The 19,037-nt window shown below is 70.0% G+C and carries 16 protein-coding genes; 6 read left to right on the forward strand and 10 right to left on the reverse strand.

Features of this window, described 5'->3' with window-relative positions:
• Position 1 precedes the first annotated feature (1 nt).
• The 8 genes from ACU6WY_RS14430 to ACU6WY_RS14465 form a co-directional block, all read right to left on the reverse strand.
• Positions 2 to 661 (reverse strand): methionine ABC transporter permease, encoded by a 660-nt coding sequence (locus ACU6WY_RS14430; RefSeq protein ID WP_483820329.1) that lies wholly within the window; start codon positions 659 to 661, stop codon positions 2 to 4.
• Entirely contained in the window at positions 658 to 1,689 is a 1,032-nt protein-coding gene (locus ACU6WY_RS14435; protein ID WP_483820330.1) for a methionine ABC transporter ATP-binding protein, read from the reverse strand. Before ACU6WY_RS14435 ends, ACU6WY_RS14430 begins: the two co-directional genes overlap by 4 nt.
• Entirely contained in the window at positions 1,686 to 2,585 is a 900-nt protein-coding gene (locus ACU6WY_RS14440; protein ID WP_483820331.1) for a MetQ/NlpA family ABC transporter substrate-binding protein, read from the reverse strand. Before ACU6WY_RS14440 ends, ACU6WY_RS14435 begins: the two co-directional genes overlap by 4 nt.
• Before the next feature lie 117 nt (positions 2,586 to 2,702).
• The gene (locus ACU6WY_RS14445; protein ID WP_483820332.1) at positions 2,703 to 4,016 is read right to left on the reverse strand and encodes a dihydrolipoamide acetyltransferase family protein; all 1,314 of its coding nucleotides are present in this window, start codon (positions 4,014 to 4,016) and stop codon (positions 2,703 to 2,705) included.
• Positions 4,017 to 4,040: 24 nt separating this feature from the next.
• Positions 4,041 to 5,018, reverse strand: coding sequence for an alpha-ketoacid dehydrogenase subunit beta (locus tag ACU6WY_RS14450; RefSeq protein ID WP_483820333.1), 978 nt, complete (start codon positions 5,016 to 5,018; stop codon positions 4,041 to 4,043).
• On the reverse strand, positions 5,015 to 6,145 hold the full coding sequence (locus tag ACU6WY_RS14455) for a thiamine pyrophosphate-dependent dehydrogenase E1 component subunit alpha (protein ID WP_483820334.1): 1,131 nt from the start codon (positions 6,143 to 6,145) through the stop codon (positions 5,015 to 5,017). The genes ACU6WY_RS14450 and ACU6WY_RS14455 overlap by 4 nt, the downstream gene beginning before the upstream one ends.
• A gap of 130 nt (positions 6,146 to 6,275) precedes the next feature.
• Entirely contained in the window at positions 6,276 to 7,931 is a 1,656-nt protein-coding gene (locus ACU6WY_RS14460; protein ID WP_483820335.1) for an amidohydrolase family protein, read from the reverse strand.
• Entirely contained in the window at positions 7,928 to 8,578 is a 651-nt protein-coding gene (locus ACU6WY_RS14465) for a hypothetical protein (RefSeq protein WP_483820336.1), read from the reverse strand. The genes ACU6WY_RS14460 and ACU6WY_RS14465 overlap by 4 nt, the downstream gene beginning before the upstream one ends.
• 181 nt (positions 8,579 to 8,759) lie before the next feature.
• Here ACU6WY_RS14465 and ACU6WY_RS14470 point away from each other — a divergent pair, with 181 nt between their 5' ends.
• Genes ACU6WY_RS14470 through ACU6WY_RS14485 form a run of 4 tightly spaced genes read left to right on the forward strand, consistent with a single transcriptional unit; the run spans position 8,760 to position 15,453 of the window.
• A complete protein-coding gene (locus ACU6WY_RS14470) occupies positions 8,760 to 11,483 on the forward strand; it encodes an MMPL family transporter (RefSeq protein WP_483820337.1) in 2,724 nt (907 codons plus the stop codon).
• Complete coding sequence (locus tag ACU6WY_RS14475; RefSeq protein ID WP_483820338.1) at positions 11,480 to 13,369, forward strand: YhgE/Pip family protein; 1,890 nt, start codon at positions 11,480 to 11,482, stop codon at positions 13,367 to 13,369. Before ACU6WY_RS14470 ends, ACU6WY_RS14475 begins: the two co-directional genes overlap by 4 nt.
• Positions 13,366 to 14,064 carry a response regulator transcription factor gene (locus tag ACU6WY_RS14480; protein WP_483820339.1) on the forward strand — a complete coding sequence of 233 codons (699 nt, stop codon included), beginning with the start codon at positions 13,366 to 13,368 and terminating at the stop codon, positions 14,062 to 14,064. Before ACU6WY_RS14475 ends, ACU6WY_RS14480 begins: the two co-directional genes overlap by 4 nt.
• 3 nt (positions 14,065 to 14,067) lie before the next feature.
• Positions 14,068 to 15,453, forward strand: a complete 1,386-nt coding sequence (locus tag ACU6WY_RS14485; RefSeq protein ID WP_483820340.1) for a sensor histidine kinase — start codon at positions 14,068 to 14,070, stop codon at positions 15,451 to 15,453.
• 13 nt (positions 15,454 to 15,466) lie between these two features.
• On the opposite strand, the gene ACU6WY_RS14490 is transcribed toward ACU6WY_RS14485, so the two are convergent.
• Both ACU6WY_RS14490 and ACU6WY_RS14495 read right to left on the reverse strand, forming a co-directional pair.
• On the reverse strand, positions 15,467 to 16,921 hold the full coding sequence (locus ACU6WY_RS14490; protein ID WP_483820341.1) for a glycoside hydrolase family 43 protein: 1,455 nt from the start codon (positions 16,919 to 16,921) through the stop codon (positions 15,467 to 15,469).
• Between the two features lie 8 nt (positions 16,922 to 16,929).
• On the reverse strand, positions 16,930 to 18,006 hold the full coding sequence (locus ACU6WY_RS14495) for a histidinol-phosphate transaminase (RefSeq protein ID WP_483820342.1): 1,077 nt from the start codon (positions 18,004 to 18,006) through the stop codon (positions 16,930 to 16,932).
• A 59-nt stretch (positions 18,007 to 18,065) separates the two neighbouring features.
• Here ACU6WY_RS14495 and ACU6WY_RS14500 point away from each other — a divergent pair, with 59 nt between their 5' ends.
• Both ACU6WY_RS14500 and ACU6WY_RS14505 read left to right on the forward strand, forming a co-directional pair.
• Positions 18,066 to 18,470 carry a phage holin family protein gene (locus ACU6WY_RS14500; protein WP_483820343.1) on the forward strand — a complete coding sequence of 135 codons (405 nt, stop codon included), beginning with the start codon at positions 18,066 to 18,068 and terminating at the stop codon, positions 18,468 to 18,470.
• A 34-nt stretch (positions 18,471 to 18,504) separates the two neighbouring features.
• The gene (locus tag ACU6WY_RS14505; protein WP_483820344.1) at positions 18,505 to 19,011 is read left to right on the forward strand and encodes a low molecular weight protein-tyrosine-phosphatase; all 507 of its coding nucleotides are present in this window, start codon (positions 18,505 to 18,507) and stop codon (positions 19,009 to 19,011) included.
• Positions 19,012 to 19,037 lie beyond the last annotated feature (26 nt).

Below are 19,037 nucleotides of genomic sequence, written 5' to 3' on the forward strand. Positions count from 1 at the left end.
CTCAGCGGCGGAGGATGCGATGCGCGAGCGTGTTGCCGAGGAGCTGCGCCGCCTGCACGATGACCACGATGATCGCCACCGTGATCCACGTCGCCTGCGCGTTGAACTGCTGGTAGCCGTAGATGATCGCAAAGTTGCCGAGCCCGCCGCCGCCGATGTAACCGGCCATGGCCGACATGTCGACGACCGCAATGAACATGAAGGTGTAGCCGAGGATGAGCGGCGCGAGCGCCTCGGGGATCACCACGCCGAACAGCACCCCGAGCCGGCGCGCACCGACCGCGCGGGCAGCCTCGACGGTGCCGGGATCGACGGCGACGAGGTTCTGCTCCACGACCCGCGCGATGACGACCGTGGCCATGATCGTGATCGGCACGATCGCGGCATCCGTTCCGAGGGTCGTCCCCGTCACGGCACGCGTGACCGGGGCCACCGCGGTGAGGAAGATGATGAACGGGATCGGGCGGATGACATTGATCACGAGGTTCGCAACGGCGAAGACGACGCGGTTCTCGAAGAGATTGCCCGGCCGCGTCGCGTAGAGCAGAGCGCCGATGACGAGCCCCGCGACGCCGGCGAGCAGCAGCGACACCGCCACCATGGAGACCGTTTCGCCGATCGACTGCAGCAACACGGGTGCGAGAGTGTCCCACTCGTTCATGCGCGATCCCCCTCGGTCGGCAGCACCACGTCGGTGCGTGCCCGTAGGTCGGCGACGACGAGCGCCAGGGTCTCGGCATCCGTCTGCACCCGGTAGGTCAGGGTGCCCAGCTGCCGTCCGAGCACGTCGGTCACGCCGCCGTACACGACCGAATGCCGGGCGCCGTGGCGATGGAACACCGCGGAGGCGTCTTCGCTGGAGAACTCGTTGATCTCAACGCTCACCAGGTCTCCGCCGCCCGCGGCGAGCGCGGTCAGCGTGTCTCCGGTCGGCACGCCCTGGGTCACCGCGGCGACGAACCGCCGCGTCAGGTCGGCTCGCGGGTGCGCGAACACGCGATAGGTGTCGCCGCTGTCGACCACGCGACCGCCGTCCATGACGATGACCTGATCGCACAGCTCGTGCACGATCGAGATCTGGTGCGTGATGACGACGATCGTGATGCCGAGGCGCCGGTTGACCTCGCGCAGCAGGTCGAGCACCTCGGCCGTCGTCTGCGGGTCGAGCGCGCTCGTCGCCTCGTCGGCGAGGAGGATGCGCGGGTTCGTCGCGAGCGCCCGCGCGATGCCCACGCGCTGCTTCTGTCCGCCCGACAGACGCCGCGGGTACTGCCGCGCCTTGTCGCCGATCCCCACGAAGTCCAGGAGTTCGGCGACCCGCACCTCGCGATCGGCCTTCTTCACGCCGGCGACCTTGAGCGGGTACGCCACGTTCGCTGCGACCGTGCGCGAGGAGAACAGGTTGAACTGCTGGAAGATCATGCCGACGCGGCGACGCAGGTCACGGAGCGTCGCCTCGGTGGCATCCCCGATGTCGACGCCGAGCACCTCCACGGTGCCCGAGGTCGGCTGCTCGAGACCGTTGAGCAGCCGCACGAGCGTCGACTTGCCGGCACCGGAGTACCCGATGACGCCCACGATCGACCCTTCCTCGACGCGGAGTGACACGTCGTCGACCGCGGTCGTGGTCGTGCGCCGATCGGTCCGGAAGCTCTTCGTGACGCCCCGGAGCTCGATGACCGCGGTCATCCCTGCGGCGCTCCGACGGCCTCTTCGAGCGTCGAGAGCTCGTCCTGCAGCTGCGCGGCGGTCCAGTCGGCCTTGAACTGCAGGTTGCCCTGGTTCAGTTCGGTGACCGCGGCCTCCACCTCGGGGCTGTGGTACGCCGCGATGAGCTTCTCCCAGCGCGGATCGTCCTTCTTGTCGTCGCGCGTGACGAAGGCGTTGATGTACGGCGCGAGCGTCGGGTTGTCGAGATCTTCCTTGAAGATGATCAGCTCGTCGCCGAGCCCGCCCTTCTGCGCCTGCGTGTTGTTGACGATCGCGGCCTGCGCGCTCCCGTCCTTCAACGCCGACACGGTCTGGTTCGTGTCGACGGGAAGGAGTTCGACCGTCGTCGTCTCGATGTCGGCCGGGGTCGAGAAGGCGCTCCCGCCGTCCTTGAGCGTCAGCAGGCCGGCGGTCTGCAGGTTGAGCAGGCCGCGGGCGAGGTTCGTGGGGTTGTTGGGGATGGCGACGGTCGCCCCCTCGGGAAGGTCTTTCACGTCGGTGTACTGCTCGGAGTACAGCGCGAGCGGGTACACCGCGGTGGCCCCGACCGGCACCAGCGTGCCCCCGCCGTCGACGTTGAACTGCGACAGGTAGATGAGGTGCTGGAACAGGTTGACGTCGAGCTCCCCGTCTTGCACGCCCTGGTTGAGCTGCACACCGTCGTTGATCGTGCGCACCTCGAGGTCGATGCCCTCCTCGGCCAGCTTCTGCTTCAGCACCGTCCAGTGCGGCTCGTTGCCGTCGTCGGCGCCGAGGACGATGCGGGACTCGTCGGTGGATGCGGCTCCCCCGGCGCAACCGGTGAGGGTGAGCAGGAGGGCGGCGGCGGCGGCACTGAGGATCGTGGCCAGTCGTGCGGTGCGGTGCGAAGTCATGCGCCTACCAAAGCAAGCGTCAGACGGATGCCGAAACGCGCGCGTTACGGGTGGTAACGGGCTGTCACGAGGGGTAATCGATTCGGTTTCGCCCCGGGTATCGGCGAGGATCGCGCGTCAGTCCAGCAGCAGCGCCGGCTCCTCCAGCACGGATGCCACATCGGCGATGAACCGCGAGATGCCGTCACCGTCGACCACGCGATGATCGAACGACCCCGACACCGTCGTCACCCAGCGCGGGCGCACCTCGCCGTCGACGACCCACGGCTTCTGCCGGATCGCGCCGAGGGCGATGATGCCGGCCTCGCCGGGATTGATGATCGGGGTACCGGCATCCACTCCGAACACGCCGATGTTCGTGATCGTGAACGTGCCACCGGTCTGGTCGGCGGGGCTCGTCTTGCCCTCGCGCGCGGTGAGCGTGAGGTTCTCGAGCGCCTTGGCGAGCTCGCGCGTGTTCATCGCCTGCGCGTCTTTGATGTTCGGCACGAGCAGGCCCCGCGGCGTGGCTGCGGCGATACCGAGGTTGACGTAGTGGCGCACGCTGATCTGCGCGCCGTCCTCGGAGTCGACCCAGGCCGCGTTGATCATCGGGGTACGGCGGAGCGCCCAGATCACGGCGCGCGCCATGATCAGCAGGGGCGAGATCTTGACGTCGGCGAAGTCGGGCGAAGCCTTCAGGCGCTTGACGAGCTCCATCGTGCGCGAGGCGTCGACGTCGACCCACACCGACACGTGCGGCGCGCTGTATGCGCTCGAGGTCATGGCGTTCGCGGTGGCCTTGCGGACGCCGCGGACGGGGATCGACTCCTCGCGCGCGTCGTCGACCGGCGCCGGGGCGGCCGGAGCCGGCACGGGGATCGTCTCTTCGCGCACGGCGCCCCACTCGGGCGTCTCGATGTTGCGGAAGACGCTGGCCTGCTCGGCGTGCTTCACGACGTCGTCGCGCGTGACCTCACCGGCAGCGCCGCTCGGGGTCACCGTCGCCAGGTCGACGCCGAGGTCGCGCGCGAGCTTGCGGATCGGTGGCTTCGCCACGACCCCGACGGATGCCGTGACCGGCCGCTGCGCGGGCTTCCGGCGCCGCGACGACACCGCGCCACCCGTGCCGTACCCCACCAGGACGGCCCCGCCCGGGTCGTCGGCCTCGGGGACCGTCGTCGGTGCCGCGGGCGCGGGGGGCGCGGCATCCGTTGACCCGATCGTGATGATCGGAGCCCCGACCTCGACCATGGCCCCCTCGGCGGCGAGCAGATCGCCCACGGTTCCGGCGAAGGGCGAGGGCAGCTCGACGAGGGATTTGGCGGTCTCGATCTCGACGAGGACGTCGTTGACGGCCACCTCGTCGCCCGGCGCAACGCGCCACTGGACGATCTCGGCCTCGGTGAGTCCTTCTCCGACGTCGGGGAGGACGAAAGTCTGCTCGGTCACGGGAGTGCCCCTTTCAGCAGCGATTCAGTAGGCGAGGGAGCGGTCGACGGCCTCGAGGATGCGGTCGGCGTCGGGCAGGTACGTGCCCTCGAGCTTCGCGGGCGGGAAGGGCACGTCGAAGCCCGACACGCGCAGCACCGGGGCTTCGAGGGCGAAGAACGCCTTCTCCGTGACGGTCGCGGCGATCTCGGAGCCGAGCGAGGTGAAGCCTGGCGCCTCCTGCGCGTAGACCATGCGGCCGGTGCGGCGCACCGAGTCGAGCAGCGGGCCGTAGTCGACCGGCGAGAGCGACCGCAGGTCGATGACCTCGCAGCTCGTGCCCTCGCTCTCGGCGAGCGCCGCCGCCTGCAGCAGCGTCGTGACCATCGCGCCGTGGCCGACGAGGGTCACGTCGGTGCCGCGGCGGACGACGCGGCTGGCGTGCAGCGGCAGCGCGGGGGCTTCGGTGTCGACCTCGCCCTTCTGCCAGTACTTCGCCTTCGGCTCGAGGAAGATCACGGGGTCGGGCGACTCGATCGCCTGCTGGATCATCCAGTAGGCGTCGTTCGCCGTCGAGGGGCTCACCACGCGCAGGCCCGGGGTGTGCGTGAAGTACGCCTCGGGGCTCTCCTGGTGGTGCTCGACCGCGCCGATGTGCCCGCCGTACGGGATCCGGATGACGACGGGCATCTGCACCCCGCCCTCGTGGCGGTTGGTGATCTTCGCCAGCTGCGACGTGATCTGGTCGAAGGCCGGGAAGACGAAGCCGTCGAACTGGATCTCGAGCACGGGACGGAAGCCGCCCATTGCCAGGCCGATCGCGGTCCCGACGATGCCCGACTCCGCCAGCGGCGAGTCGATGACGCGGCGCGGACCGAAGTCCTTCTGCAGCCCCTCGGTCACGCGGAAGACGCCGCCGAGCGGACCGATGTCTTCGCCCATGAGCAGGACGCGGTCGTTCGTCTCGAGCGCGCGGCGGAGACCGGCGTTGAGGGCGCGGCTGATCGGCAGGTTCTCGGTCACTGCGCTCCCCCTTCCATCGAGGCCTCGTAGTCGTCGAGCCAGCGCTGCTCCTCCTGAACGAGGGCGTGCGCCTCGGAGTAGACGCTCTCGAACATGTGCTCGCGCGGGATCGTGCCGAGCTCGTTCGTGCGCGTGCGCACATCGTCGGCGAGTGCCCGACCCTCAGCATCCGCGTCGTCGAAGAACTGCTGCGAGGCTCCGCGGCCCTCGAGGTACGCGCGCATGCGGGCGATCGGGTCGCGTCCGGCCCACGCCTCTTCTTCGGCGGAGGTGCGGTACTTCGTGGGGTCGTCGCTCGTGGTGTGTGCGCCGCGGCGGTAGGTCATCGCCTCGATCGCGCGGGGCCCTTCGCCCGACCGGGCCTCGTCGAGCGCGGCCTTCGACACGGCGTAGCTGGCGAGCACGTCGTTGCCGTCGACCTGGACACTCGGGATGCCATAGCCCTCGGCCCGCTTGAACAGCGGGGTCCGCGACTGGGTGGCGACGGGCACCGAGATGGCCCACTGGTTGTTCTGGAGGAAGAACACCTCGGGCGTCTGGAAGCTCGCGGCGAACACCATCGCCTCGTGCACGTCGCCCTGGCTGGAGGCACCGTCGCCGTAGTAGACGATGACGGCCTCGTCGCGCTCGGGGTCACCGGTGCCGCACTTGCCGTCGAACACCAGGCCCATGGCGAGGCCCGTGGCGTGCAGCGTCTGCGCGCCGAGCACGAGCGTGTAGATGTGGGTGTTGCCGTTCTTCGGGTCGGTCGGGTCCCACCCGCCGTGGGTGAGGCCGCGCATGAGCCGGATGATGTCGAGCGGGTCGACGCCGCGGATGCGGGTGACCACGTGCTCGCGGTACGACGGGAAGAGGTGGTCCTGCGCCCGCGCGGCCCGGGCCGACCCCACCTGCGCGGCCTCCTGGCCGAACGACGGCGGCCACAGGGCGAGCTGCCCCTGGCGCTGGAGGTTCGTCGCCTGCACGTCGAACGCGCGGATCGAGACCATGTCGCGGTAGAAGGTCTCGAGTTCGGCGTCGGTGAGAGCGTCGATCAGCGGTAGATAGCGCTCGGCCTCAGGGGTGGGCGCCAGCGTGCCGTCGGCTGCCAGAACGCGCACGAGAGCCGGGTCGTCGAGCGGGGTCATGTACCCACGCTAACGGTCCGGCTATGCCCCGCACCGCATGAGGTGCACAACGGATGCCACGATCCGGCGTGGGTTTCCGACAAGCGGACTTTCGGCCGATGGGCCGGCGCCGAGGGCCGCGCCCGCGTTGTCAGCAGCATTCGTACGGGGTAGCGCCTCCCGGGAATGTGAGGGCGCTGCCCTCCGGCGGCTCCTCGGCCAGTCGCTCGATGAGTGCGTCGAGGTCCTCCGTGCGGAGGAAGTGGCCGTCGCGGACGACGGCGGTGATGGATCCCAGAGCGGCGACGTCCACCGTCGGGTCCGAGGCCAGCAGAAGCACGTCGGCATCCGCCCCCGGTGCGATGACGCCCATCGTGGCCGTCCTGCCCAGGTACAGGGCCGGGGCAGTGGTGGCCATCCGCAGGATGTCCAGGGGAGGGATGCCGGCTTTCGCGAGCTCCTGAAACTCGAGCTGCAGGCGCTGCCCCGGCGCCTTGCCCTGCCCGTCGGTGGCCGCCATCATCGGCACCCCGCTGTCGTGGAGGATCTTCGTCACCCGCAGCACCGTGTCGTAGACCTCGCGGTAGCTCTCGCGTGTGAGGTCCGGGAGCGCCCGGAAGGTCGCCAGGACATCGTCGTAGTCACGGCGCGTGCTCTCCGTCATGTGGGAGAGCCAGGGGTCAGCCTCGTACTCGGCGGCATCCATCAGGTACTGCGTGCGAAGGCGCACAAGGGTCGGCGCGTGCCACGTCTCGTTTTTCACGAACGTCGCGGCGAGCGCACGGGCGCGACCCTCGTCGAATCCCTGCACCGCCTCCCGCTTGAAGGCGACAGCCTCGGGTGAATCGAATGCCGCCGGGTTGATCAGCTTCTTCGCCGAGGTGGCTGTATAGATCTCACCGACCCCGGGCACGCCCGCGATCCACGCCGGCAGGGGCAGTCCGGTGTCGTCGGTCGCCCACAGTTCGTCACGGCGGGACGAGGTCTCGATCCAGATCCCGTCGGAGGCACCGAGGTGTTCGATGGAATCGAATCCCGCCGCCGAGGCTTCCGACGGGAGAACCGACTCGGGAAGATGACCCGCGATGCGCAGGCCCTTTGCATGGGCACGGTCGATCGCAGCGAAGAACACGTCGCGATCGGTCAGCACCATTTTGATGAAGTCGGCACCGGCGTCGTATTGCGCATCGATCGCCTTCTGCACGGCGTCTACCGACCCCGCGTTGAACGGCGTGAGGATCTCCCCCGGCATCGCGAGCAGACGCGGCGCATGCACCGACAGCGGCAGCCGGCCGGCGGCGCGGTGAGCGAGCATCTCGGACGTGCCCAGCATCTGCCGCATGCCCGTGACTCCCTCCGCGAGCATGGTGGCCATCATCAGAGCCGGATTCTGCGCCTGCAGAGCGTGCGTGTGCATGTTGTTGTAGCCGGGCACGGCGAAGCGCCCTGCGCCGTCCACGGTCCGTATGCTCTGATCGCTTACGAGGGATGCCACGTCCCCGACCGCGACGATCCGCCCGTCGCGGATCAGGATGGAGACGTCCTCGTCCCGTGTTCCCTCCCGCGGATCGATGACGGTGACGTGATCGATCCGCAAGGAGCCGGGCGCCTGCGGAGCAGTACGCGGCGGGAGTGGAGGGAACGCCAACCCGCGAATAAGCGGCATTCCCACCCCGACCGCCGCCCCCGCGGTGAGGGCGCCGAGGCCGGCACCCCAGAGGAACTGGCGGCGCGTGCGTCTCGGTCGGCCGCCCGCGTGGTCCGCAGTCGCGTCCGCGGCGGACTCGTCGGAAGAAGGCGTGTTCATCGGGACTCCTGAGGTGAAGTGGGGCCGCACGAGAGGGCCGCGAGCGGATGGTCGGATGCCGGCCCGTCCAGACCGACGGGTGCGGTGACGGACAGGTGCGCTTCTCCCTCTGCGAGTCGCACTCCGGTCACGGTGAGCCCACGCATCGTGGGCAGGGGAAATCCGGTGGAGAGCCACTCGGGCGCCCGATCGCCCAGGAGCCTTCCGACCGCCGACGGCGGGAGAGCGAACCCACCGATGTCGACGCTCTCCACGGCAAGGACCCACCCGCCATCCCGCGTGTCGGCGACGAACGTGGCGCGTACGGGAATGGTCCTGCCACGGAGGTCGAGGTCGGTCTGAACGGCGATGCCGTCCGTGCTCGTCGCGACGTCGACATCCTGGTCCGTGCGGCATTCGACGACGGTCGCCACCGCGGCGTCATCGAGGGCGATATCGATGCCCACGTGCCCGGTGGCGAGCGACCACAGCGCCAACCCATCGGCGGGCGAGGCGTGCACGCCCGGAGCGTCTGTGGTGAGAGAGCTGAGGCGCTCTTCGATGCGCGTACGGGCCGTGATCTCTCCGACGACGGCGACGGCGAGGACCGCCACGAGGACCGTACCGAGCGTGAGGAAGACAGCGCGACGGGAGCGGGGAAGGGCCATATCCCGATTCGAGCACCACAGGCTGCCGGGTCCAGCGCACGAACGCTGGCGAAGCCCTGACGGATCGCTGAAGACACCCGCAAGACGGATGCCGTCAGGAGACGGTCAGGTCCGCACCCCTGGGACCGTCAGGCTCGCGCACTCGGATGGAAGGCGATCCCACGTTCACTCCGGAGGACCCATGTCACTCGCTCTTCATCGCCTCGGCCGTTTCATCGGCCGCCACCGTCTCGCCGTCATCGGCGTGTGGGTGGCGGTGCTGCTTCTCATTGGCGGCATGGGATTCGGGGCGGGAGCGGCGTTCGAAGACGACAACTCCATTCCGGGCACTGAGTCCCAGGAAGGGCAGGACGTCCTGGCGACGCGGTTCGGCTCCTCGGCGTCGGGAGCCAGCGCTCAGCTGCTGTTTCGTGCGGACGACGGTGACATCACCAGCGCGGACGATCGCGCGGTCATGCAGGCGCGCCTCGACGAGATTGCCGCCGTGGACGGCGTCGCCGGGGTCAGCTCCATCGACGACCTGACGATCGACGCAGGAGGCGACGCCGCGCTCGCGACCGTCCAGTTCGATGACCGGAAACCTTCCGAGTCGGTGCTCGACGGCGTCCAGGACGCGGCCGTCGGCGACACGGACGGCGTCACGTCCACCATCGGCGGAAGCGCCTACAACGTCCAAGAAGAGCAGAGCCATCTCGGCGAAGTGATCGGCCTCGCCATCGCCCTGCTTGTTCTGATCATCGTCTTCGGATCACTGTTGGCCGCCGGGATGCCGCTGGTGGGTGCGCTCACCAGCGTGGGCACGACGCTCGGCGCGCTGTTCCTCGCCTCGCACCTGACCGCGATCTCTCCGTCGACGTCGGCGTTCTCGAGCATGCTCGGGCTCGCCGTGGCCATCGACTACTCCCTCTTCGTCCTCTCCCGCCATCGTCACGAGCTTGCTCGGGGACAGACGCCCCATGAGGCGATGGCACGGGCTCTGGGCACCGCCGGCACCGCCGTGGTGTTCGCGGGCATCACCGTCGTCATCGCCCTCGGCGGGCTGTTGGTCGTCGGTATCCCGACGCTCACGACGATGGCGGTGGGAGGGGCACTCGCGGTGACGATGGGGGTGCTGGCCGCGCTCACCCTGCTGCCCGCCGTCGCGCTGCTCGCGGGCGCACGGCTCCGACCACGGGACCGTCAGAGGTCGACGAAAGCGGCATCGAGACCTCCGCTCGCGCAGCGATGGGTGCGGCTCGTGACCCGTGCGCCGGCGATCACCATCGTGCTGGTCGTGCTCGGGGTGGGAGTCGTCGCGGTACCGACGATGTCGATGCAGCTGGGCCTGCGAGACGCGAGCACGCAGCCCGTCGGCACGATCACTCGCGATCACTACGACGCCATCGCGGCATCCTTCGGTCCCGGCTGGAACGCTCCGCTCCTCATCACGGCGGACGTCCTCTCACCGAGCAACCCGGTGGAGGTGGTGGATCAGCTTCAGGACGACCTGGAGCAGCTCGACGGGGTCGTCGCCGTCCCCCTGGCGACACCCAATGCGGCGGGCGACACCGCGCTGTTCCGCGTCATTCCCGAGGGCGGCCAGAACGACCCCCGGACGGCAGACCTCGTGGCGGAGCTTCGCTCTCAGGCGCCGGCCTGGGAGGAGAAGTACGGCATCTCGGACATCCGGGTGACGGGCACCACCGCCGTGAACATCGACATCTCCGCGCGGATGCAAGCCGCCCTCGTGCCGTTCACCCTCACGGTCGTCGGCCTGTCGCTCGTGCTCCTCCTCTTGGTGTTCCGCTCCATCTGGGTACCGATCAAGGCGACGCTCGGCTTCCTCCTCTCCGTCGGAGCGTCGTTCGGAGCGATCGTCGCGATCTTCCAGTGGGGATGGTTCCCCGCTCTGCTCAGCGGCGACTCACCCGGGCCCCTCGTGAGCTTCCTGCCGATCCTCGTCATGGGTGTGCTGTTCGGGCTCGCCATGGACTATGAAATGTTCCTGGTCAGTCGGATGCGGGAGGAGTACAGCCACATCGGCGATGCGCGAGAGGCCGTGGTCAGCGGATTCGCACACTCGGCTCCGGTCGTCACGGCAGCCGCGGTGATCATGATCTCGGTGTTCGTCGCGTTCATCCCCGGAGGTACGGACACGATCAAACCGATCGCGGTCGGTCTCGCCGTGGGGGTCTTCGTCGACGCCTTCCTCGTCAGGATGACGCTGGTCCCGGCGATCATGGTGGCGCTCCACCGTCACGCCTGGTGGTTGCCGCGGTGGTTGGAGCGGATCCTTCCCACGGTGGACATCGAGGGAGAGGCGGTGATGCGGCAGGCCGCGGTCGACGACGGCCCGATGGCAGCACTCGCCCTGAGCGCCCGCGACCTCCGAGTCGATCCGGACGACGTCCCCCTCACGCTCGACGTCCGATTCGGCGAGGCCGTGAGCATCGACGACTCGCTGAGACGCCGCCTCGTCTACGCGCTCAGCGGGCGCGCGGACTTCGTCTCGGGCACGCTGGTCGCCGCCGGCAGGGTGCTGCCGGACAGCGGGGCCGCGGTGCGTCGCCTCACTGCCGTTGTCTCATCGACGGACGTCTCCGGCTCCGACACCGCGCGCCGGTTCGCGAGGACGATGATCGCCCTGGCCGGAGGCGGACGTCGGCGGCGACGTCAACGCCTGGCGGTCGTCGAGCACATCCTTCCGGATCTGGACCTGGGGATCTCCGACCTCGACCCGGCAGCGCGCCAGATGCTGTCGGCGGCGGTGGCGCACGCCTGCGGTGCCCGCATCCTGTTCCTCATCGGCGATCCGGGCCCGGATGCAGTCCGCGCACTGACGGACGCAGGAGCAACCATCGTCACGGTCCGTCCGGTCGTGACCGATCAAGCCCCCTCCCTCCTCGAGATCGGAGCCTCCGCGTGAGTTCGACCAGTCGACGTACGATCGCGCTGGTCAGCGCCGTCGCGATCGCCCTTCCCCTCCTCGGCGCCGCCGTTGCGTCGGCCAGCCTCGCCGATCGGATGAACCGGTCCGACGAGATCCCCATCGCCATCGTCAACAACGACCAGATCGTGACCGGTGATCGCCCCATGGCCGCGGGGCGCGCCCTCACCGATGCGCTCGTCCACCCCGACGACGACGGTGTCATGCTCGGGTGGGTCGTGACGGATGAGGCGGATGCCGCGGAGGGGCTCGAGCACGGCGACTACTACGCCGTGCTGACCATCCCGGAGGAATTCTCCGCTTCAGTGCTCTCGGCCGGAGGCGACGATCCTGTCGCCACCGAAGTGACGCTGGAGACCGACCCCGGGGCCTCCGCCGCGGCATCCGCGGCATCCCAGGTCGTCGCTCGCACCGCTGCCGAAACTCTCGGGCGCGAGATCACCACGGCGTTCGTCTCCAGCACGGTCACCGGCGTCGACCAGCTCTCGACGGCGCTCTCCGACGCCGCTACCGGCGCAGGTCAGGTGGCCGACGGCACCGGACAGGTTCGGGACGGCGTAGCGCAGGTCGCCTCCGGGACCGACGAGGTGGCGGGCGGACTCCGGCAGGTGAGCACGGGGGCGGACGAGGTCGCCGCCGGAAGCCATCGGGTGGCGGACGGGGCGACGAGTCTTGCGGGCGGAGCGGCCGATCTGCGCGACGGAACCGCGGGCGTTGCGGCGGGAACGGCGCAGGTGCGCGACGCCACGTCGGCGACCGCCGCCGGGTCCCGGCAGCTGGCGGATGGTCTCGCCACGCTCGCGTCCTCCTGCCCGCCCACGGCGGGCGCGCAATATTGCGCCGCGGTCGCGAGCGCGGCGCAGTCGGCCGGCTCGCTCGCGTCGTCGGCCGGCCAGGTGGCGGCGGGAGCGGCGACGACCGCGAGCGGGGCCCAGACGCTTTCGGCCTCGTCCGGTGCCTTCGTGGAGGGGGCAGCGGATCTTGCGGCCGGTGCTCGAGACGCGGCCTCGGGCGCCGACCGGCTCGCCGCTGCCGCAGCGTCCGCCGCCACCGGTGCGGACACCCTGTCGACGGGCGCGACCGACCTGGTCGTCGGCGCGACCGATGTCGCATCCGGGGCGGATGAGCTGGCCACGAAGCTCGAGGACGGAGCCGCGGCGGCGCCGTCGTACACCGACGATCAGATCACGCAGGTCGCCGACGTGGTGGCGCAGCCGGTGACCGTCGCGACGACGAGCGCCGGCTCAGCAGCCGGGTGGCTCCCCGCCGTGATCGCCGCCGCGGTGCTGTGGATCGGCGCCATCGCCACCCTCGCGATCCGCTCCCGGGCGCTCTCGGCGGCGGCTCTCGTCTCGCCGATGTCGAGCGGACGTCTCACGCTGGACCTGTTCCGCCGCAATCTTGCGATCGGCGCAGCCCAGGGGCTCGCCGTCACCGCGATACTCGCGATCTTCCGGATCGACCTCGCATCGGTCCTCGGGTTCGGCGCGCTGGCCGTGCTGGCCGCGCTGACCTTTGCCACGCTGGTCTCGGGTCTCCATGTCCTGCTCGGCAGGTGGGCCATCGTGGTAGTCGGGCTCCTCACGCTGCTCGAGGCATCGACCCTTTCCGGCGCGCTCCCTCTCCAGACCGCGCCCACGTGGTTGGCGGCCGTTGCACCCTTCCTCCCCGTCTCCGCCTTCCTGCGGGCCGGCGCGCAGGTCGCCGAGGGGAGTATCTCGTCCGACCTGGTCGCCCCCGTGGTGTGTCTCACCCTCTGGTCGTTGATCGGTGCCGGGCTGATGCTCCTCGGCATTAGTCGCTCCCGATCGCTCCCCGCGGCGTCTCCCTCCTTCGGGAGGCGGGCTGAAAGGATGGCGGCATGAACCCGCGCGTGCTGCTGGTCGACGACGACGAAGAGATCCGAGCGATGCTCGAGTCGACGCTGACCTTCAGCGGATTCGACACCGTCCTCGCAGACGGAGCGATCGCGGCCATGGACGCGATCTCCTCCGGTTCCCCGGATGTCGTCGTGCTCGATGTGATGATGCCGGTGATGGACGGGTTCGAACTCGCTCGCCTGATACGCGCACGGGATGCCCGCATCCCGATCATCTTCCTGTCCGCTCGGGACGGCGTGGATGATCGTGTGCGCGGCCTCCGCCTGGGTGGCGACGACTACCTCGTGAAGCCGTTCAATGTGACCGAACTGATCGCGCGGATCGAAGCGATCCTGCGTCGCCGGGACACCGGCGACATGTCGGCCACGTCGCACGACACTCTGCAGATCGCAGAACTTCGCGTCGATGTCGATCGACACGTCGTCTCGCGAGGCGGCACCACGATCGAGCTGTCTCCGACGGAGTTCCGTCTGCTGGAACTGCTCATGCGCAACGTCGGAAGGGTGCTCTCGAAGACCGTCATCCTGCAGGAGATCTGGATGTACGACTTCGGGGGCGACGCCAACGTGGTCGAACGCTTCATCTCGAGTCTGCGGCGGAAGATCGATGGTGATCAGCCCTCGATGATCGTCACGGTGCGCGGATTCGGTTACCGCATCGACGATCCGGGCGCGGCGTAGCGCATGCGCTCCATCCGCGGCCGATTGACCCTCAGCCTCTCGCTGGTCGTCATCGTCATCGTCCTGGGGTTCGCCGCGATCGGCGCGGTCGCGGTCCCGTCGATCCTTCTGAACCGCGACACCGACCGCCTGACCGCGGCGGGGGAACGGGTGCTCACGAGTCTGCGCCTCAGCGGCGGCGTCACGATCGACCTCGACGTGCTGCAGAACTTCGTCGCGAACGACATCGGCGTCGTCCTCCTCGCCGGAGACGAAGCGGTCGCGACATCGGGCCTTCCTCCGGAGGACGTCGGCGAGATCGTCGCTGAGGCGAGCCCCGAAGTCCGCCGCGCGTCCGGACCGTACCTCGCGGAACGGATCGACGTCGAAGGGCTGGGCCTCGCCTACGCCGACGACGGCAGTTCCTCGGAGGTCACGGCGGTCGTCCTGGGCATGCGGAGCGCGCCGAGGGACATCACGACCACGCTCGTTGTCACCGCCCTCGTGGTCGTCGCGCTCGCCACGACGTCGGCCCTCATCGCGGTCGCCGCCATCGTCGTCGGCCGCGGGCTGCGACCGCTGGCGGATATGGCCAACCGCGCCGAGCGGATCGCGGGGGGCGATCGCACCCTGCGCCTCCCCGTCGACGAGTCCGGCGACCCCGCGATCGCACGGATGGCCAACACGGTGAACACGGCGTTCGATGCCCAGGAAGACGCGGAGAATCGGGTCCGGGCCTTCGTCGCCGACGCCTCGCACGAACTGCGCACCCCGCTGACGGCCGCGCACGGGTGGATCGAGCTCTACTTGCGCGGCGGCCTCCGCGACGAGAAGCAGCGGGATGCCGCCATGCTGCGGGTTGCACGTCAGCTCCAACGTCTCGGCGAGCTGACCGACGAACTGGCCCTGCTCGCCCGGACCGACGCGGGACGGCCGCTGCTGAGCGAAGAGGTCGACCTCGGAACGCTCGCCCGGGACGTCGTCGCGGACGCTCAGATCGTTCATCCCGCCCGTTCCCTCCACCTCGCCGTCTCGGGGGATCCGAAGGTGCTCGGCGACGGGGCACGTCTCGCGCAGGTTGTGCGGAACCTCGTGGGCAACGCCCTGCAGCACACCGACGGCGATGTCGAGGTGGACATCGTCGCCGGAGATGCGCGTCACACCATCCGGGTACGCGACTCGGGGCCGGGAATCCCCAGCGAGGCGCTGCCGCACATTTTCGAACGATTCTGGCGCGGTGACACCGCGCGTAGCGCGTCCGGCGGTTCCGGTCTCGGTCTGGCGATCGTCCAAGCCCTGGTCTCGGCCCACGACGGCACGATCATGGTCACGAGCATCCCCGGGGAGGGAACAACCTTCGAGGTTTCCCTGGCCGCGCACACTCCTCAGCGCGAAGCCTCCGGCGCCTAGTCGTACGCGGCCGTCACTCGTCGCCGAGCGGCAGGTAACGCGCGCTCACGACCCGGGCCGGCGTCGCGCCGAGCGCCCGCAGCGCGAGGGTGCGGCCGGTGAAGCCGCCCGCCACCTCGGTGGAGAGGTAGCGGCCGTCGAGCGTCGCCAGCCAGCGTTCGCCGTCGTCGTCGACCAGGCCGAACCGGAGGTCGTCGGGGCCGTCGTGGGTGGCATCCGCCGCCTCGACGACGAGCGTCACGACGTCGCCGAGGGCAGGGGCGGAGCCCACGGATGCCTCGAGCGCACCGATGCGGGCCCGCACCTCGGCCGCGTCGCCGTCGAGCGTGATCTCGTACCAGTGGTGCTCGTCGAGCCGGACCCGAAGGCCCACGGCAGCCGACGCGTCGACGCGTGCCTCGAACCGCCAGCGCAGGTCGCGCACGCGGACGGCGAGGTCGTGGGATCCCAGAGCGAGGCCACCGGCGGGATGCGGGCCGGGCAGCGCCCCGTGGGGCGACACCCACCGCGGGTGCAGCTCGGCGGCGGAGAAGTCGTCGGCGAATGCCGTGTCGGCGCGGTCCGGCAGCGCATCGTCGGTGTGCACCACGGGCCAGTCGTCGACCCAGGCGACGCGGGCGAGGAACGTCTCGCGCCCGTTCACGTGGAACCCGGGCGTGAATCCGCGCGGCCGCACGCCGAGGTACACCATCGCCCACGAGCCCTCGGAGCGCTCGACGAGGTCGGCGTGGCCGGTGTTCTGCACGGGGAACCCGGTGCTGCGGCGGCTGAACAGCGGGGTGGAAGGCGCGAGCTCGAACGGGCCGTCGATCGCCCGCGACCGCGCGACGCACACCGCGTGTCCGCGCTCGGTGCCGCCCTCCGCGGTGAGCAGGTACCACCACTCGCCGCGCCGGAACAGGTGCGGTCCCTCGGGGTGCGCCAAGCCCGACCCGCGCCAGATCGCGCGCGGGTCCTCCAGACGGATGCCGCGATCGAGGTCGATCCGCACCTGCGCGATGACGGGGAGCGAACCGCCCTCGGGCCGCAGCGCCTCATCGAGCGCGCAGTAGGTCAGGTAACAAGAGCCGTCGTCGCCCCACGCCAGGTCGGGGTCGATGCCCCCGAGCCCCGGGAACACGATCGGGTCGGACCACGGTCCCGCCGGGTCGCTCGCGGTGACGACGAACTGCTCGCCGCCGCGCTCGACGTTCGTCCCGACGACGAAGAACGTGCCGTCGCGGTGGCGGATGGTCGGCGCGTAGATCCCGCGGCTCGCGGCGGACACCCCCGCGGGGAACTGGCTCTCCCGCGTCAGGACGTTGCCGAGCTGCGTCCACGTCTGCAGGTCACGGCTGTGCCAGATCGGGATGCCGGGGGCGTACTCGAACGACGAATTGACGAGGTAGTAGTCCTCGCCCACGCGGCACACCGAGGGGTCGGGGAAGAATCCCGGGATCACCGGGGTGGTCGCGGCATCCCGAACCATGGTTCGGCTCAGCGCGGGGCGACGGAGGCGGCGACCTCGACGATGCGGTCGAGGGACTCTTCTTCACCGACCGAGATCCGGATGCCATCGCCCGCGAAGGGGCGCACGATGAGGCCCGCCTCCTCGAATGCCGTCGCGACGTCGAGCGCGCGGTCCCCCGCGGGGAGCCACACGAAGTTGCCCTGGGCGGCGGGGACGTCCCACCCGGTCTCGCGGAGGCGGGCGACGAGACGGTCACGCCGCTCGGCGAGGACAGCGACGCGGTGCAGCAGCTCGGACTCGGCATCCAGGCTCGCCAGCGCCGCCTCTTCGGCCGCGGCAGTGACCGCGAGCGGAATGGCGGTGCTGCGGGCGGCGTCGAGCACGCGGGTGTGCCCGATGGCGTAGCCGACCCGCAGGCCCGCGAGACCGTAGGCCTTCGAGAACGTGCGGAGCATCACGACGTTCGGCCGAGCCAGCAGGCCGCGGACGCGGTGGCCCTCGACGGCGTCGGGGTCGGTCACGAACTCGGCGTACGCCTCGTCGAGCACGATCAAGACGTCGGCGGGGACCGCGTCGACGAAGGCGGTGAACTCGTCGAACCCGACGGCAGGACCGGTGGGGTTGTTCGGGCTGCACACGAGCACGACACGCGTGCGATCGGTCACAGCCGCGGCCATGGCCGGCAGGTCGTGGCGGGCATCGGCCGTGAGCGGAACCTGCACGCTCGTGGCGCCGGTCACCGCGACGAGCGAGGGGTACGCCTCGAACGAGCGCCACGCGTAAATCACCTCGTCGCCGGGCCCGGCGGTGGCGAGCAGCAGCTGAGCGAGCAGCGACACGCTCCCGGCCCCCACGTGCACCTCGTCGGCCTGGACGCCGTAGCGCGCGGCCAGTCGTTCGCGCAGCCGGGCGGCCGTGGCATCCGGATAGCGGTTGATCCCGGTCGCGGCGGTCACCGCGTCGAGCACACCGGGCAGCGGGTCGAAGGGGTTCTCGTTGCTCGACAGCTTGAACGCGTCCGCGCTGGCCTGACGTCCCTGTCGGTACGCCGGAAGGGCGGCGATCTCAGGGCGGATACGGGGGAGAACCGGGTCTTCGCTCACGAGCCGAGCCTAACCGGCGACCCCGTGCGCGCGTCAGGCGCGCGTGCCACCATGGGGACATGCGCTTCGTCGTCCGCGTCGCCGTCAACGCCTTCGCCATCTGGATCGTCACCCTGCTGCCCGCGTTGCAGGTGCAGCTCATCCCCTTCGCCCCCGGCGAGGGACTGCAGGTCGCCCTCACCCTGCTGCTGGTCGGGCTGATCTTCGCCCTGGTCAACACCATCGTCGGCACGGTCGTGAAGATCGTCGCCATCCCGCTCTACATCCTGACCCTCGGGCTCATCTCGCTCGTCATCAACGGGTTCCTGCTGTGGCTGACGGGGGTCATCACGTCGAACTGGGACTGGGGACTGCGCACCGGGGAGTTCTGGCTCACCGTCGTGGCGGCGCTGCTGATCGGCATCATCAACGCGATCCTCGGCGGACTGTTCCGGCCGAGTCGCGACGACCGGTCACATCGCTGATGCGCTGAGCGCGCGTCCCCGACAGAATGGGGGGATGACCGCGAGTGCCGACGCGCCCTTCCGCGTCGTGTTCGTCTGCAGCGGCAACATCTGCCGGTCGCCGATGGCCGACGTGGTGTTCCGCCGCATCGCCGATCAGGCCGGGCTCGGCAGTCGCGTCGTTTCAACCTCGGCCGGCACGGGCGACTGGCACGTCGGCGAGCGCGCCGATCACCGCACCCTCGCCGCGCTGGACCGCCTCGGCTACGACGGTGCCGCCCACCGCGCACGACAGTTCGAGTTCTCGGACTTCGAACACAACGACCTCGTGGTCGCCCTCGACCGCAGCCACGAGCGCGTGCTGCGGGGCTGGGCGCATCACGACGACGACGCCGACAAAATCGCCCTGCTGCTGTCGTTCGTCCCGGATGCCGAGACCCTCGACGTCCCCGACCCCTACTACGCCGGCCCCCCGATGTTCGACGAGGTGCTCGGTATGATCGAACGCGCCAGCAGGGCCCTGTTCCGGCAGCTCGAGCCCGCCATCCGTTCCGCGGGCTGACCCGTTCGCTCGATCCCCGGGAGACC

Source organism: Microbacterium sp. ZW3a, from assembly GCF_057167165.1.